The 16546-nt window shown below is 67.5% G+C and carries 10 protein-coding genes; 8 read left to right on the top strand and 2 right to left on the bottom strand.

What is annotated here, in order from left to right; translation table 11 throughout:
* Positions 1–107: 107 nt before the first annotated feature.
* Positions 108–1346, top strand: coding sequence for an ROK family protein (locus TPR58_RS14670; protein ID WP_346247447.1), 1239 nt, complete (start codon positions 108–110; stop codon positions 1344–1346).
* Positions 1347–1451: 105 nt separating this feature from the next.
* On the opposite strand, the gene TPR58_RS14665 is transcribed toward TPR58_RS14670, so the two are convergent.
* Positions 1452–4637 carry a TonB-dependent receptor gene (locus tag TPR58_RS14665; protein ID WP_346247446.1) on the bottom strand — a complete coding sequence of 1062 codons (3186 nt, stop codon included), beginning with the start codon at positions 4635–4637 and terminating at the stop codon, positions 1452–1454.
* A 231-nt stretch (positions 4638–4868) separates the two neighbouring features.
* Here TPR58_RS14665 and TPR58_RS14660 point away from each other — a divergent pair, with 231 nt between their 5' ends.
* From TPR58_RS14660 to TPR58_RS14640, 5 genes are all read left to right on the top strand, one after another.
* Entirely contained in the window at positions 4869–6365 is a 1497-nt protein-coding gene (locus TPR58_RS14660; protein WP_346247445.1) for a tryptophan halogenase family protein, read from the top strand.
* Positions 6362–7807 carry a tryptophan 7-halogenase gene (locus tag TPR58_RS14655; protein WP_346247444.1) on the top strand — a complete coding sequence of 482 codons (1446 nt, stop codon included), beginning with the start codon at positions 6362–6364 and terminating at the stop codon, positions 7805–7807. Before TPR58_RS14660 ends, TPR58_RS14655 begins: the two co-directional genes overlap by 4 nt.
* A complete protein-coding gene (locus TPR58_RS14650; RefSeq protein ID WP_346247443.1) occupies positions 7804–9276 on the top strand; it encodes a tryptophan halogenase family protein in 1473 nt (490 codons plus the stop codon). The genes TPR58_RS14655 and TPR58_RS14650 overlap by 4 nt, the downstream gene beginning before the upstream one ends.
* Before the next feature lie 65 nt (positions 9277–9341).
* Complete coding sequence (locus tag TPR58_RS14645; RefSeq protein ID WP_346247442.1) at positions 9342–10679, top strand: glycoside hydrolase 5 family protein; 1338 nt, start codon at positions 9342–9344, stop codon at positions 10677–10679.
* A complete protein-coding gene (locus TPR58_RS14640) occupies positions 10676–11686 on the top strand; it encodes a glycosyl hydrolase (protein WP_346247440.1) in 1011 nt (336 codons plus the stop codon). The genes TPR58_RS14645 and TPR58_RS14640 overlap by 4 nt, the downstream gene beginning before the upstream one ends.
* A gap of 56 nt (positions 11687–11742) precedes the next feature.
* On the opposite strand, the gene TPR58_RS14635 is transcribed toward TPR58_RS14640, so the two are convergent.
* A complete protein-coding gene (locus TPR58_RS14635; protein ID WP_346247439.1) occupies positions 11743–12660 on the bottom strand; it encodes a dimethylarginine dimethylaminohydrolase family protein in 918 nt (305 codons plus the stop codon).
* A 150-nt stretch (positions 12661–12810) separates the two neighbouring features.
* On the opposite strand from TPR58_RS14635, the gene TPR58_RS14630 reads away from it, so the two are divergent.
* Positions 12811–13566, top strand: coding sequence for an SDR family oxidoreductase (locus tag TPR58_RS14630; protein WP_346247438.1), 756 nt, complete (start codon positions 12811–12813; stop codon positions 13564–13566).
* A gap of 331 nt (positions 13567–13897) precedes the next feature.
* The gene (locus TPR58_RS14625) at positions 13898–16546 is read left to right on the top strand and encodes a TonB-dependent receptor plug domain-containing protein (protein WP_346247437.1); all 2649 of its coding nucleotides are present in this window, start codon (positions 13898–13900) and stop codon (positions 16544–16546) included.

Genomic DNA, 16546 nt, shown 5'->3' with positions numbered 1-16546 from the left:
ATTTTTTGAAGCGCGATCGGATAGGAATTGCGATCCCACATGACGATCGGCTTGGACCCGGCTAAGTGCTGAATCGGGGCACGAAAAACAGACGCCTGGGGGATGGGATGCGGAACAGTTTCGGGGACAAGGCCGGCGTTCGGCCGGACGCATCCACCATTGACGGACGCGACTCGCGCCTGTCGCGCAGCCTGTCGGGTACCAATCTGGAACGGGCCGGCGACTATAATCTGCGCACCGTCCTTCAGGTCGTCCGGCTCAACGGCGACACGACCCGCGTCGCGATCGCGCAACTGACCGGCCTGACCGCGCCGACCATCGCCAACATCACCGGCCGGCTGATCACCATGGGACTGGTACGCACGGCCGGACGCATCAAGGGCGGGCGCGGCCAGCCCGCACTGCGGCTTCAGGTCAATCCCGACGGCGCGTTCGGGATCGGCCTGAACATCGATCGCGACCATCTGACGCTGGTGACGCTGGACCTGGCCGGCGAGGTGCGCAGTCGGGTGACGCGCGAGATCGCCTTCGCCATGCCCGAGGATGTCGTCGCCTTTGTCGACGCGATGCTCGACGACCTGATCGTCGAGGGCGGCATCGACCGCAAGCGGGTGCTGGGCATCGGCGTGGCGATCCCCGACGACCTGGGGCGCATCACCCTGCCCCATCAGCCGACCGGTTATGACCGCTGGAATTCGGTCGACGTGGCGACGCTGCTGCGGGCGCTTCCCTGGCCGGTGCACCGCGACAATGATGCCGCCGCCGCGGCGCTGGGCGAGGCCGAATATGGCACCGCGTTCGACAATCCCAGCTTCTTCTACCTGCTGATCAGCGCGGGGCTTGGCGGCGGGCCGGTGATCGACCGGTCCTATCATCGCGGCGCCAATGCCCGCAGCGGCGAGATCGGGCTGATGCCCGACACGACCGGCCGGCCGGGCGCGACGGTTCAGGACACCGTGTCGCTGTCGGCGCTGCTGGCCCGGCTGGAGGCAGCCGGGTTCGACGCGCCGACCGTCGCCGACCTGTCTGGCGACGATCCGCGGCTGGAGCCGGTGGTGGCGGCATGGATCGAGGATGCGGTGCGCGCCCTCACCGCGCCGCTGGTCGCGATCAACTGCCTGCTGGACCCGGACGCCATCCTGATCGGGGGCCGCCTGCCCATGACGGTGATCGAGAGGCTGACCGCGGGGCTGACCGCCGCGCTCGACGACGTGCCCCAGCCCTCGCGCGCGCGGATCATGCCGGCAGTGATGGCGCGCGACGCCCCCGCGATCGGCGCGGCGATCCTGCCCTTTCTCGACCATATCCTGCCGTCGGACTCGATCCTGATCCAGACCGGGCGATAGGTCGCGCGCTTCCGATCCGGGCACACCCGACTTTCATCTGCCCCAGACACGAAGACGGGGTGGGACGCCGTGTGGCGTCCCACCCCGCAAGGGGGGATCACTGGATCAGAAGCTCAGGCGGGTCGTGATCGAGAACTGCCGGTCGCTCTTGAAGAAGGCACGCGGCGCTTCCTGCCCTTCGGAGTTGAGCACGAAGGTCGTCCGCGTCGTCGAGTCCAGCAGGTTCTGAACCTGCAGGCCGATCTTGAACTGCTTGTTGACCGTGTAGAACAGCGAACCGTCCATCTGCCCCGCTGCCAGCGCATAGACCGGCAGGAAGGGGAAGCAGCAGTCGCGGTTGGTCAGCAGATACTTGGACCGCCAGCTATAGGCGAGGCGGAAGTACAGGCCGCCCAGGTCATAGAAGCCGGCGACGTTGACATTATACTTCGACAGCTGCGCCAGCGGCAGATTGTCGTAGATGCCCTCGACGTCCAGAGGCGGACGGCTGCCGTCCGCCGGACCGTTGGCCGGCCGCGCATTGGGAATGTTGCCCGCGTCGATATAGGTGAAGGTCGCCTGCGCACCCAATCCGCGCAGCAGCCCCGGCAGGAAGTCGAACGTCTGCTGGTACGAGACTTCCGCACCCTTGATGTCCGCCTTGCCCGGAACGTTGATCGGACCGTTGATCGTGACGTCGAAGGTCTGGCCATTGTTGGTCAGGCGGCGGCTGTATGCGGCATTGTCGAGGATGATGTTCGACAACTGCTTGTAGAACAGCGCACCGGTCAGCGAGCCGACCTTCGCGAAATACCATTCGGCGGTCAGATCGACCTGGTTGGCATCGATCGGGCGCAGGAACGGATTCCGCGAATTGGACGAGAAATTATAGATGCCGGTGGTGTTGCTCGACGACGGCGCGACACCGACGAAGTTGCGCAGGTCGGTGAAGCCCGGACGCGAGATCGCCTTGGACGCCGCCAGGCGGAACAGCAGCGTGTCGGTCGCCTGATACTTGATGTTCAGGCTCGGCAGCCACTTGTCATAGCTCTGGCTCGCAACATCGGCGATCGACCCGTTGTTCGAGAAGGCGACGATCGCGTTCTGCTGCGCAGCGCTCAGCGTACAGATCGGACGGATATTCCCCGAATCGTTGGGCGAGGCGCAGAATGCCGCCACCGTCGGATAGACGCCCAGCGTCGACTGGATGTTCGGGAAGGTGATGCCGCCATCGGAGGTGCTGCTCGTGTGGACGAAACGGACACCGATATTGCCCGACAGGCTGCCGCCCGCGAAATTGTCGGCGCCGAAGTCCAGCCGGACATAGCCCGAATAGGTTTCTTCGCGCGTCCGGTACACTTCGCTGGGGCGGAAATAGCCGTCGACCAGGTTCGTATCGCGATCCTCGAGCGGAGTGTAACCGCCGCCAGATGCCGCGGTGGCACGACGCAGCAGATCGGTCAGTGCGTCATGGTCGCGCAGGAGGCTGTCCGTGATGCCCCAGGTGGTCGGCGGCGTAACGGCCTGGCCACGGAAGAAATTGGGGAAATTGACGCCCGTGGTCTCGTTCGGATACTTGTCGACCGAGGCAGTGCCGCCCTGTGTCCAGGTGTCCGACACCGCACCCCAGTTGTTATAGTCGTTGGCCTTCACCGTCTGGTCGCGCTTCGTGTAGCGGCCACCGACGCGGATCTTGCGCAGGAACGACACGTCCGACAGGTCGTAGTCGGCATCGGCGCGGAACGCCCATTCATCGCCATCGCTATGCGTGCGATTGTTCATCGCGTCGCGGATGAAGACCTTGGTCGGGTCGCGGAAGTAGCTGGCGACGCTCGAGCCGTCCGGCGTCACCGTGGTGATCTGCGGCACCTTGCCGCGGCCGTCGATCGACACGCCGCTGAACGTCGCGAGCTCGACGACGTCGTCCGAATCACGGCCCTTCGAGAAGACATATTGTCCGTCGAAATTCAGGCGGAGCCGATCGGTCGGCTCCCACTTGATGTTGAGCGTCTGATCCTGGGTTGAACCGTCGGTCTTGAAGAAACGGTTGCCCAGCGTGGTGTACTGATTGCCGCCATTGCGGATCAGCGTGCCGCTGGTGAAGACACCGTTGCTGTCATAGGTCGGGCTGGCAAAGTTCTGACCCGCGATCGGCGCGAAGGGATTGTATCCCTGCGGAAAGATCTGGTTCGCGTCGGCATAGTAGACGTTCGGCTCGACCGTGCGGTCCAGCCAGGTCTGTCTGGACTCGGCGCGCAGGAATTGCGCGGTTACCAGGAAATTGCCGCTGGCATTCTCATACTGCGCCGCGCCGGCATAGCCGATGCGGGTGCGGTCGAACTGCTGCGAGCGCATGCCCGCGCCCAGCGGGACGAATACGCTGTCGCGACCTGCCGGCACCGGATAGCGGTCCCAAAGGGTCGACTCGTACGGGGTGCCGGCATTGAGCTTGCGGCCTTCGCCCGCATCCTGAACGCCATTGCCGTTGGTGTCGTCGTTGTACCGCGGCAGGAACGCCGAGTAGAATACCGAGTCCGAGCGGCTGTACTGGCGATTGTAGCTGGCGCTGGCGAGGATGCCGAAGCGTCCGCCATTGCCCAGTTGCCACTGCTTCGAGAACAGGCCGACGACGGCCGGCGCGCTACGATCGGCATAGTCGCCGTAATTGACCGTGCCCGACAGATACAGCAGCGTGTCCTTCGAATCGAAAGGCTTGCGCGTGTTGATGCTGACCGTGCCGGAGATGCCGCCCTCGATCAGGTCGGCGGTCAGGTTCTTGTAGACCTCGACCGATCCGACCAGTTCGGTCGGTACGTCGTTGAAGCCGATCTCGCGGCCGCCCGACACGCCGAAGCTGTCGCGGCCGTTGAATTCGCCGCGGACATAGCTGAGGCCGCGGATCGTGACGCCCGAACCCTCGACCGAGAAGTGCGCGGTGTCGCTGGCGGCGGCGAAGCGGGTGATCGCCACGCCGGCCACGCGCTGCAGCGCCTCGTTGACCGACCGGTCGGGAAGTGCGCCGATATCGTCGGCGGTGATCGCGTCGACGACGGTGTCGGCGTTGCGCTTGATGTTCTGCGCATTGGCAAGCGCCTGGCGCACGCCGACGACAACGATGTCATCAGGTTCTCCCGCAGCATCGGTCGACTGCGCCGGAGCGGCCGGATCGGCCTGCTGCGCGGGTGCATCGGCACCCGCGGTCTGCGCGAATGCGGGCTGCGCCGCACACATCAGCGCGAGTAGCGATACGCCGACACCCAGTCCGACACGGCTCTTCTGCCGGCCGACGCCATCTTCTGCACGAATGTTCATAAATTCCCCTTCCGTCCTCACCCGAACCGTTCTCCGTTCAGAGCCGGAGAATTCTCGTTGCCCACGCGCGGGTTTTCCCGTCGTGGTGCGCAGCGTGGTATCTCCGGCGAAATTGGCCCGCAAGCAAAATATCCCAACTTGATATAAGTATTCGAGCGGGTAAGCTTTTGGGCAACAGGCGGCGCCCGTTGAGGTATCGTCACGCGGCTGTCAACCGGGGGAGAGGCCAGAGTGAAGTCGGACGAGCGGATCAGGGTCGTCGTCATCGGGGGCGGGACCGCCGGCTGGATGACCGCCGCGGCGCTGACCACGCTGGCTTCCGGCGCGGCCGACATCCACCTGGTCGAATCGGCGGAGATCGGGATCGTCGGCGTGGGCGAGGCGACCCTGCCGCACCTGCGCGCCTTCGTGACCCGGCTGGGGATCGACGAGGCGGCGTTCATGGCCGCCACCCATGCGACCTTCAAGCTGGGCATCGAATTCCGCGACTTCGGCAAGGTCGGCGACCGCTATATCCACCCGTTCGGCGGCTATGGCCGTCCGCTGGCCGGCGTCGGCTTCCACCATTACTGGCTGCGGCGCCACCATGCCGGCGCGGTCGCCCCGATCGGCGAATATTCGACCGCGGTCGCTGCGGCCGAGGCACGGCGCTTCCTCCGCCCGGGCGGCGATCCCGACGATCTGGCGAGCGCTTTCGGCTATGCCTATCAGTTCGACGCCACCCGCTTCGCCCCCTTCCTGCGCGCCCATGCCGAGGCACGCGGCGCCGTGCGGACCGAGGGCCTGGTCGAGCAGGTCGAGCGCGATCCCGTCAGCGGCGACGTGGCCGCGGTCGTGCTGGCCGACGGCCGGCGGATCGAGGGCGACCTGTTCATCGACTGTTCGGGCTTTCGCGCGCTCCTGATCGGCGGGACGATGGACGAGGCGTGGGAGGACTGGTCGCACTGGCTGCCCTGCGACCGCGCCGTCGCCGCGCCCTGCGCCTCGCCGCCGGGCGGGATCGAGCCTTTCACCCGCGCCACCGCGATGCCGGCCGGATGGCGCTGGCGCATCCCCCTCACCCACCGGGTCGGCAATGGCTATGTCTATTCCAGCGCCCATCTGTCCGACCAGGACGCGACGGACGCGCTGGTCGCGGCGCTGGAGAGCCCGCCCCTCGCGGACCCGCGCCTGCTGCGCTTCCGCGCCGGGCGGCGGCGGCGCAGCTGGGTCGGCAATGTCGTATCTGTCGGCCTCGCCTCGGGCTTTCTCGAGCCGCTGGAATCGACCAGCATCTATCTGGTCCAGATGGCGATCACCCAGCTGATCGAGCATTTCCCCGGCCGCACCGTCGCCGATGCCGACCGCGACGGCTTCAACGCGCTGGTCGATGCCGAATATGACCGGATCCGCGACTTCCTGATCCTCCATTATCACGCCACCACGCGCGACGATTCGCCCTTCTGGGACCATGTCCGGACGATGGCGATCCCGGACAGCCTGGCCGAAAAGATGGACCTGTGGCGGCGATCGGCCCAGGTCTCTCGCTACAGCCACGGCCTGTTCCTCGAACCCTCGTGGATCGCGGTCTATCTGGGCCAGAACATCGTGCCCGAGGGGTGGGACACGCGCGCCGACCTGCCCGATGCCGCCGGGCTCGATCGCGCGCTTCAGGCGCTGCACGGGGGGATCGCCGCGGCGGTCGCCGCCATGCCCGATCATGCCGATTATTTGAAGGCGGCCGCGTGAACGCACGCCGGCCGATGAATGCCGTCGTCGTGGTGGGCGGCGGGCTGACCGCGCTATGCGCCGCGATCGCCTATGCGCGTGCCCTGCCGCGCGCGCAGGTGACGCTGGCCGTCACGCCGATCGACCCGGCCGCGCTCGCCGATCGGCTGCCGGCGGTCACGCCGCCGGTCGCCGCAACCTTCGACACGCTCGGCATCGATCCGCGAATGCTGGTCGCCGCCGGCGCAGCGACGCACCGGGTCGGCGAGCGGTTCGACTGGGGCACGCCGCCCTTCGCGATCGGCGAGGGCGAGGGTGTCCCGGCCATCGCCGGCACCGCACTGCACCAGCTGTGGCTGGCGCATGGCGACGGCGCCTATGACGCGCTGGTGCCGGGCGCCGCGCTGGCATCGGCGGAGCGGTTCGTGCTCCCGACGCAGGACCCGCGCTCGCTGCTGTCGCGCACCGACTATACGCTGCGGCTCGACGCCGACCGGGCGACGCCGCTGCTCGCCCAGGCGGCACAGGCGGCCAGGGTCCGGGTCGTCCGCGCGTCCGCGCTGTCGGTCACGGCCGGGCCGGACGGCATCGCCGCGATCGATGCGGACGGCACCCGGATGACCGCCGATCTCTATATCGATGCCAGCGGTCCGGCGGCGATGCTCGCGCCGCCGGGGGCCGAATGGATCGACTGGCGCGAGACGCTTCCGGCCGACCGGCTGCTGCTCGGCTCGGCCGCTGCCGCTCCCTCACCCACCGACCGCTATGTGCGCCATGCGATCGGCTGGACCGCGCACTGGTCGCTTGCCGGCCGGACGCTGTCCGCGCTCGCCTGTCGCGCCTCCGCCACCAGCGAAGCGACCGCGCGCAAGCAGATGCCCGGCGAGGCCGAGCTGATCGCGGTGCAGCCGCGCCGCCGGGCCGCGCCCTTTGCCGGCAATGTCCTGGCGTTGGGCGATGCCGCCGCCGCGGTCGGGCCGCTCGGATGGATGGGCTTCGCGCTTGCGCTGGCGCAGCTCGAGGTCGCGCTGGAGCTGATGCCCTCGGCCCAGCCGGAGCCAGGCCTGATCGCCGAATATAATCGCCGCGCGACGCTGCGCGCCGACCGCGTCCATGCCTATCTGGCCGCCTTCCACCTCGCCGCACCGGCGCGCACCGGCGGCTTCTGGCATCCGCTTCGCAAGGTGACGCCGCCCGCCGAGCTGGCGACGGCGCTGGCCCAGTTCGGCCAGCGGGGCAGCCTGCCCCCGGTCGAGGAAGAGATCGTCCCCAAGGCCCAGTGGCGCCAGGCGCTGATCGGCCTCGGCGTCCGGCCCGCGCGGCTCGATCCGATCGCATTGTCGGTCCCGGCGGCGCAGGCAAAGGCGGCGCTCGGCCAGCTTCGCGATGCGGTGGCGATGTTGCCCGCGGCGCTGCCGCCCTATCCGGACTATCTGACCATGACCAAGCGAGGCGGGCGATGAACGCGACACCGATTTCCCGGGTGGTGATCGTCGGCGGCGGCACTGCCGGCTGGATGGCGGCGGCCGCTGCCTCGCGCTTCCTCGACGACGGACAACGCACGATCACGCTTGTCGAATCCGATGCGATCGGCACGGTGGGTGTGGGCGAGGCGACCATCCCGCCGATCCGCGGCTTCAACGCGCGCCTGGGCATCGACGAGGCGGAATTCCTGCGCGAGACCGGCGGCACGGCGAAGCTGGGCATCGAGTTCGTCAACTGGGGCAATCGCGGCGAGCGCTATATCCATCCCTTTGGCACCCATGGCCGCGACATCCAGGGGCTGAATTTCCACCAGCTCTGGCTCAGGCTTCAGGGCGAACCCGGCATCGGCGAGATCGAGGACTATTCGATGTCGGCGGTGGCGGCCCGCGCCGCCCGGTTCGCCCCGCCGGTGGCCGATCCCCGATCGCCGCTGTCGCGGATCGAATATGCCTATCATTTCGATGCCGGCCTCTATGCCGCGTTCCTGCGGCGCCGGGCCGAGGCGCAGGGCGCACGGCGGATCGAGGGGCGGATCATCGGTGTCGAGCAGGACGAGCGCGGCCATGTCAGCGCCGTCCGCCTGGAGGGCGATCGCCGGGTCGAGGGCGACCTGTTCATCGACTGCTCGGGCTTTCGCAGCCTGTTGCTGGGCGAGACGATGGGCGTCGCGTTCGAGGACTGGTCGCACTGGCTGCCGTGCGACCGCGCCATCGCGGTGCCGACCGAGCGGACCCGGCCGCTGCTCCCCTATACCCGCGCCACCGCCCACGACGCCGGCTGGCAATGGCGCATCCCGCTGCAGCACCGCACCGGCAACGGCCATGTCTATTCGAGCGCCTTCGTCAGCGACGACGACGCCGAACGCGTGCTGATGGCCAATCTCGACGCGCCCGCGACCGCCGATCCGCGCCGCCTGTCGTTCAAGGCCGGCCGCCGCGAACGGATGTGGTCGGGCAATGTCGTCGCGCTCGGCCTGGCCGGCGGCTTTCTCGAGCCGCTGGAATCGACCAGCATCCACCTGATCCAGGACGGCATCTCGAAACTGTTCGCGCTGTTCCCCGACATGCGCTTCACCGATATCGAGCGGAACGAGTTCAACCGGCTGATGGGCAACCAATATGCCGCGATCCGCGACTTCATCATCCTCCATTATTGCGCCACGCAGCGCGACGACACGCCCTTCTGGGACCATGTCCGCACCATGGCCCTGCCCGACACGCTGGCGCACAAGATCGCGCTGTTCCGCGAGAAGGGCCGCGTCTTCCGCTATGACGACGAGCTGTTCTCGATCCCCAGCTGGGTCGCGGTGATGCTGGGCCAGGGGATCGTTCCGACCGGCTATGACCCGGTCGTCGATGCGCTCGATGCCGACCGCGTCGCCGCCGAGCTGCGCCAGATGCGCGCCGGCTATGCCGCGGCGGCACAGAAAATGCCACTCGCCGGCTGACCCGTTCCGCGGCGGCATGGGGGCCGCCCGATCCCGATCCGACAAAGGAGTATGACGTGGTGAAAGTGAACAGACGTTTGGCGCTGCTTGGGGGTGCCGCGACGCTCGCCGCCTGTTCGGCAGGGGCGCCGCTGGGCGGGACGCCCGCCGGCCCGTCGCGGTTCGTGACCGTCAGCGGCACCGGCTTCCGCCGCGACGGCAAGCCCTATCATTATGCCGGCGCCAATATCTGGTACGCCGCCTGGCTGGGCGCCGATACCGACTATGGCAATCGCGGCCGGCTGGGGCGCGAGCTCGACCGGCTGAAAGGCCTGGGCGTCCGCAACCTGCGCATCCTGGGATCGGGCGAGGTGTCGCCGCTGAAGAACTCGATCACGCCTGCGTTCCGCGACCAGAGCGCGAATTATAACGAGGACCTGCTCGAGGGTCTCGACGTGACGCTGGCGGAGATGGCGAAGCGCGACATGACCGCGGTCATCTACCTGACCAATTTCTGGGAATGGTCGGGCGGCATGATGACCTATCTCTACTGGGTCAATGGCGGCCGCTACATCAACATGAACGATCCCGCCCATCCCTGGCCGCAATTTGCCGACTGGAACGCCGATTTCTACACCAGCGGCAAGGCGCAGGAGATGTACCGCGACTATATCCGCGCGGTCGTGTCGCGCATCAACAGCGTCACCGGCAAGCCCTATGCCCAGGATCCGACGATCATGGCGTGGCAGCTTGCCAATGAACCGCGCCCGGGCGGGTCGGACAAGGTGGCGGTGCCCAACCTGCCGCACTTCTATCGCTGGGTCGACGAGACCGCGCGCTACATCAAGGCGCTCGACCCCAACCATCTCGTCTCGACCGGGTCGGAGGGGCTGAAGGGATCGATCGAGCGCGAGGAAGTGACGCTGACCACCCACCGCGCGCCGTCGATCGACTATCTGACCGCCCATATCTGGCCCAATAACTGGAGCTGGATGGACGCGGGCAAGCTCGCCGAAACCTATGACGGCGGCGCAGCGAAGGTCGCGACCTATATCGACGCGCATATCCGCATGGCCACGACTTTGGGCAAGCCGCTGGTGATCGAGGAATTCGGCTATCCGCGCGACGGGCAGGATGCGTTCGACCCGAAGATCGGCACGACCTTCAAGGACCGGTTCTACCGCCAGATCTACACCGCGGTCAAAACCAATGCGAAGGCGGGCGGCCCGCTGGTCGGTTCGAACTTCTGGGCCTGGAACGGCGAGGCGCGCACGCCGCATGCCGATTATCGGTTCCAGCGCGGCGACCTGGGGTACATGGGCGATCCCCCGCACGAGCCGCAGGGCTGGTACGGCGTGTTCGACAGCGACGCGTCGACCCAGGCGATCATCCGCGATCATGCCGCGATCATGGCGGCGCTGTGAGGCTCGACCGACGTCAGGCATTGGCGGCGGCGGCGGTTCTGGGCCTGGCGCACGGCGCGCCGGCCTGGGCCGCCGCGCCCGACCGCACGCTCAGCAACGCGCGCGCCACCCCCGCGGCGCGGCGGCTCTACGCCTATCTGTGGAGCCAATATGAACGAAAGACGCTGACCGGCCAGCAGGAACAGGGCTCGGGCCCGCCCAACCCCAATGGCGAGCTCGACTATCTGCAGCGGGTGACCGGCAAGCTACCCGCCATCCTCGGCCTCGACTATATCGACCCCGCCGACAATGATGCGGTCAACGACCGCGCGACCGACTGGGCGCGCACCGGCGGCATCGCCACGATCTGCTGGCACTGGGGGGCGCCCGATGTCGGCACGGGATACGAGAATTCCAAGAAGGACTTCGACCTCGTCGCCGCGCTGAAGCCCGGCACGCCGCAGAACACAGCGATGATGCGCGACATCACCGAGGTTGCCCGGCTGCTCTCGGTGCTGCGCGACCGCGGCGTGCCCGTGCTGTGGCGCCCGCTCCACGAATTCACCGGCACCTGGTTCTGGTGGGGGCGGCACGGCCCGGAGGCTTTCAAGGCGCTCTGGGCGCTGATGTATGACCAGTTCACCCGCGTCCACCGGCTCGACAATCTGATCTGGGTGCTCGGCTGGGCCGGCCAGAATGTCGACCCCGCCTGGTATCCCGGCCGCGCGACCGTCGATGTCGCCGGCGCGGACATCTATGTCCAGGATCACGGCAACCTCGCGCCGATGTTCGCGCAGGTGAAGGCGATCGTGGGCGACACGCTGCCGATCTGCCTTCACGAGAACGGCCCCGTGCCCGACCCTGCCCTGCTCGGCCCCTCGGCCGACTGGCTGTGGTTCATGACCTGGCACACGCGCTGGCTGACCGGCGCCGACCAGAACACGCCGGAACAGCTGCGCCGCGACTTCAACTCGCAGCGCTATGTCACGAAGGACGAACTGCCGGGCTGGCTGCGCGCGAAACGATAGAAAGTGGGACCGGGCGCGTGCCGGGCATCGCCCTGCCCGCCCGGTCCCTGCCCGGATCAGCGTCGCGCCGCGCGCGCCAGTGGCATGGTCAGGCAGTGGATCCCGCCGCCGCACGCCGCGAATTGCGAGATGTCGACGACCTCGACCGCGAACCCGGCCCTCACCAGCTGCTGCTCCACCCGCGGATGGCCGGCCGCGGCGAGGATCGTTCGCCCGTCGAGCGACAGGATGTTGCAGCCCAGCTTGCGCCCCTCCTTGTACGACACCGGCAGCAGGGTGATCCCCCGACCCTCCATCTCGGCGATGAAACCGTCGCTCAGAACATCGGTGCAGGCGAGCGCGGTTTGGCGATCGAGCATGCAGAAGATCGTGTCGAGGTGCAGGAAATGCGGATCGAAGGGATGGATGATCGCCTCCCATCCGCGCCGGCGGAACAGCCTGGCCAGCGCCTCGCTGCCCGCGCGGTCGGTCCGCTCGCCCGAACAGCCGATCACGACCAGCCCGGGGCGAACGATGCAGACATCGCCGCCCTCGATCGTCCCTTCGCGGATCCGCATGACCGGGCGGATGTCCTGCGCCGCCAGCGTGGCGACCAGATGGTCGACCTCGACCGAGCGATGCGCAAGCGCGGGATTGAGCGCGACGACGCCCCAGGGAGTGGTCACCGCGACATCGCGCGCGAAGCACAGATCGGCCAGACCCTCGGCAGCGGGGATCACGTGACAGGCGACGCCGTGCCGCTCTAGCAGGTCGACCAGCGCGGCGTGCTGGCGAACCGCGGCGGCACAATCGGTGGCGAAGCCCTCGCGCAGCGTCTCGCGCGTGACCGAACAACAGGGCACCGCCTCCAGAAAGGTCGGCGCGCCCAGCACGACATCGGTCAGCCGGTCGCTCTCGCATTCGACCCGCCACGGCGCCGTCGCGACGCGGTCGTCGATCAGACCGCCCGCACCTTCTTCGAAAATCAGCTTCATCGTGCCTCCAGGGCCGGGTCAACCCGTTGAAGACGGGCCAGTTCCCGGACCCAGGGCCGGCATCCGATCGCGAGCGAAAGACCGCACCGCGCGCGCATCCCTGCCCTGCTCTCGTGCGTTGGGGCGGCGACTTGGCAAAAGGGCAGTCTCATGAAAACGAGCGGCAGCACGATCCTGATCACCGGCGGCACCAGCGGCATCGGACGCGCGCTGGCGGAGGCGCTGCACGATCGCGGCAATCGCGTCATCGTGACCGGCCGCCGCCAGGCGCTGCTGGACGAGATCGCTGATGCCCGCCCCGGCATCGCGGGGTTGAAGGCCGACCTGAGCGATCCGGCGGAGCTGGACCGGTTTGCCGCGACGGTCCGCGAGCGCTTTCCCGAACTCGACATCGTATTCGCCAATGCCGGCATCTCGCGCGGCGAGGACGTGACCGCCGACGACTGGACGACCGCCGATGCCGAGGCGATGGTCGCGACCAACATCGTCGGCACGATGCGCCTGGCCGCGGCCCTGCTCCCGCATCTGCGGCGGCAGCAGGATGCCGCCTTCGTCGCGACCACCTCCAACCTCGCCTTCGTCCCCCTTGCCAGCTATCCCGCCTACAGCGCGACCAAGGCGTTCCTTCATTCCTGGCTCCAGTCGCTGCGCCATCAATTGCGCAACACCAGTGTCGAGGTGCTGGAACTCTCGCCGCCCTATGTGCAGACCGAATTGTCCGGGCCGGCCCAGGCGAGCGACCCGTATGCCATGCCGCTGGACGCCTTCATCGCCGAGGTGATGACCGTGCTCGAGACGGGCGCTCATCCGGACGGAGAAATCCTGGTGGCCCATGACCGCCAGGTCCGCACCGCCGAGCGCGATGGCCGGTTCGCCGAACAGTTCGGAGCGATGAACCCGGACTGATCGGGACCGGCGGACTGTCACAGCTCATGCAGGACTGACCGTCGGCCAGGCCAATCGTGCGCTCGCACGTCCGGGCGAGGGTTGATGTCGCCCGCACGAAATGTACAGGTCCGATAACTCAGCGTATTTTCTGTTTTTGAAATATTTTCTACAATTGCGTTGCAATTCTCCTTCGCGCCTGATTTGATCCCCTTCGGCAATTGATGGCCTGACGCAGAGCCTGTCCGATCGAGGGCAGGCCGCATCGGTCCGCATCTGCCGGACCGAACATCAGAGGGGGATCAAGATGAAGACCGTTCGCCAGCTACGGTGCGGAGCAAGCGCATTTTCGATGATCATGGCGCTCGCCGCGGCACCCGCCATGGCTCAGGATGCGCCCGAACCGACCGCTGCCCCCGAAGAGATCGTCGTCACGGGGTCCCGCATCCAGCGCTCCGGTTTCGACGCGCCCACCCCCACCACCGTCATCGGCGAGGCCGAGCTGAAGCTGGGCAACCGCCCCAGCATCGCCCAGGTGCTGAACGACACGCCGCAATTCCGCCCGACATCGACCCCGGCGACCACGGTCGGCAACACCACCAGCGGCGTTTCGAACGCGGATCTGCGCGGGCTTGGCGCGGTGCGCACGCTTACCTTGCTCAACGGGCATCGCTTCACCGGCAGCAACGACCTCAACATCGTGCCGCAGAACCTGATCAAGCGGGTCGATGTGGTCACCGGCGGCGCATCGGCCGCCTGGGGATCGGGCGCGGTCGCCGGCGTGGTCAACATCATCCTCGACGACGAGATGACCGGATGGCGCATCGGCGGCCAGACCGGGATCTCGTCGCGCGGCGACGCCGCACGCTATGGCGCGGACGCCGCCTGGGGCACCAATTTTGCCGACGGCCGCGGTCATTTCATGATCGGCGTCGACTATATGCAGGAGAATGGCGCGTTCGATCGCAAGAGCCGGCCCAATCTGGAGGCGGGCGTGTTCCAGCGGGCCGATGGTCAGCTGGTGCTGGCGCGCGACCCCAACCTGACCATCCTCAATCGCGGCGGATCGGTGCTGAGCCTGACCGCGGTGCCGCGCAACCTGGTGTTCAATCCCGACGGCAGCGTGAGCCCGGCCCCGCTGGGCAGCGAGACCGTCGGCCAGTACACCCTGGGCGGCAACGGGCAGAACCTGTATGATTACGTCGCGGTCAGCAGCCCGTACAAGCGCGCCAACATCTATGCCCGCGCGACCTTCGAGCTGACCCCGTCGCTCAAGCTGTGGGCCAATGGCGGCTTCAACCGGATGTGGGCCGATTACGGCTTCTTCCCGGAAACGCCGGTCGTGGCGATCATGCCCGACAATGCGTTCCTGACGCAGACGGCGCGCAGCCAGCTTGCCGCCGCAGGCGTGACCGCCCCGTTCGCGCTGGGCCGGATCCTGGACGATGTCGGCGCCGAGAAGATGCTGAACTTCAGCTATGCGCGCCGCAATATCGAGGGCGCGATCGGGCTGGACGGCAGCTTCGGCGGCGGCTGGACCTACCGGCTCTATTACGATCATGGCGAATTGCGCAGCGACCAGCAGCTGTCGAACCAGCGGATCGCCGCTCGCTTCAACCGCGCGGTCGACTCGGTGCTGGTCAACGGCACCGCCACCTGCCGCGTCAACGCCGATGCCAGCACCGCGAACGACGATCCGGCCTGCGTGCCGATCAACCTGCTGGGCAACGGCAACATCTCGGACGCGGCGGCGAAGTACGCGTTCGGCGCGGCGCAGCTGATCTATACGATCAAGCTGGACGCGGCGGGCGCCAGCCTGGCCGGCCAGCCCTTCTCGACCTGGGCCGGGCCGGTCGACATCGCGGTGGGAACCGACTTCCGCTGGGAAGGCCAGACCACCCAATATGTCGACCCGCTCTCGCAGGCGCGCGCCTTCGCCACGCTCAATTCGTCGGGCACCGACGGCAGCTTCAGCGTCAAGGAAGCGTTCGGCGAGGTGAACGTGCCGCTGCTCGACGTGACCGATGTCGCCCATCTCGAGGTGAACGGCGCGGCACGCTATTCGGACTATAGCACCAGCGGCGGGATCTGGTCGTGGAAGACCGGCGGCACGCTGCGGCTGGTCAACGACCTGCTGCTGCGCGCGGTCTATTCGCGCGACATCCGCTCGCCCAGCATCACCGAATATTTCCTCGCCCGGTCGACCAATATCGGCAACGTGCAGGATCCGTTCGTCGGCGCACCGGCGAGCAACGTGTTCGTCTATGGTGGCGGCAATCGCAACCTGACCCCGGAGACGTCGCACACGCTGACGCTGGGCGGCTCCTATTCGCCGAGCTATCTGAAGGGCGTCAGCCTGTCGGTCGACTATTACGAGATCACGATCGACAATGTGATCACGACGATCACCGCGCAGGACACGCTGAACCAGTGCTATGCGGCGAATCCGGGCGACCCGACCTGCGGCGGCGTGCTGACGCGCACCGCCAACGGCACGCTGGAGTCGCTGACCAACTCGTACCGCAACCTGGCACGCTACAGCACGCGCGGCATCGATATCGAGGCGGCCTATCGCGTGCGCCTGGGGGACGGGACGCTCAGCTTCCGGGCGCTGGCCAACCACATCTTCAACCTTCGGGTCAACGGCACGGACGTGGCGGGGATCGTCGGTGCGGATACCGCCTTCTCCACCCCCAGCTGGCGCGCGACGGGCACGGTCCGCTATGACGGCGAGCAGTTCGGCGCGAACCTGCGCGTCCGCCATGTCGGCGGCGGCATCTACAGCACGCTGCTGGGCGGCAACGGCAAGCGGATCGCGAACAACGAGATCGACGGCCGGACCTATGTCGACCTGGGCGTCGAGATCCGGGCCGGATCGTTCACGCTGTTCGGCAACGTCAACAACCTGTTCGACCAGGACCCGCCGTTCGTTCCGTACACCACGCCGCATTACGACACGATCGGCCGGTATTTCTCCACCGGCGTCCGCCTGAAGTTCTGA

Source organism: Sphingomonas rustica, assembly GCF_039652585.1.
Lineage (GTDB): Bacteria > Pseudomonadota > Alphaproteobacteria > Sphingomonadales > Sphingomonadaceae > Sphingomonas > Sphingomonas rustica.
This window is presented reverse-complemented; position numbering and strand designations above follow the sequence as displayed.

Excerpts from the sequence above, each read along its gene's own strand:
- TPR58_RS14670 (WP_346247447.1), top strand. The coding sequence starts at position 108 with ATGCGGAACAGTTTCGGGGACAAGGCCGGCGTTCGGCCGGACGCATCC.
- TPR58_RS14665 (WP_346247446.1), bottom strand. The coding sequence starts at position 4,637 with ATGAACATTCGTGCAGAAGATGGCGTCGGCCGGCAGAAGAGCCGTGTC.
- TPR58_RS14650 (WP_346247443.1), top strand. The coding sequence starts at position 7,804 with ATGAACGCGACACCGATTTCCCGGGTGGTGATCGTCGGCGGCGGCACT.
- TPR58_RS14635 (WP_346247439.1), bottom strand. The coding sequence starts at position 12,660 with ATGAAGCTGATTTTCGAAGAAGGTGCGGGCGGTCTGATCGACGACCGC.
- TPR58_RS14630 (WP_346247438.1), top strand. The coding sequence starts at position 12,811 with ATGAAAACGAGCGGCAGCACGATCCTGATCACCGGCGGCACCAGCGGC.
- TPR58_RS14625 (WP_346247437.1), top strand. The coding sequence starts at position 13,898 with ATGATCATGGCGCTCGCCGCGGCACCCGCCATGGCTCAGGATGCGCCC.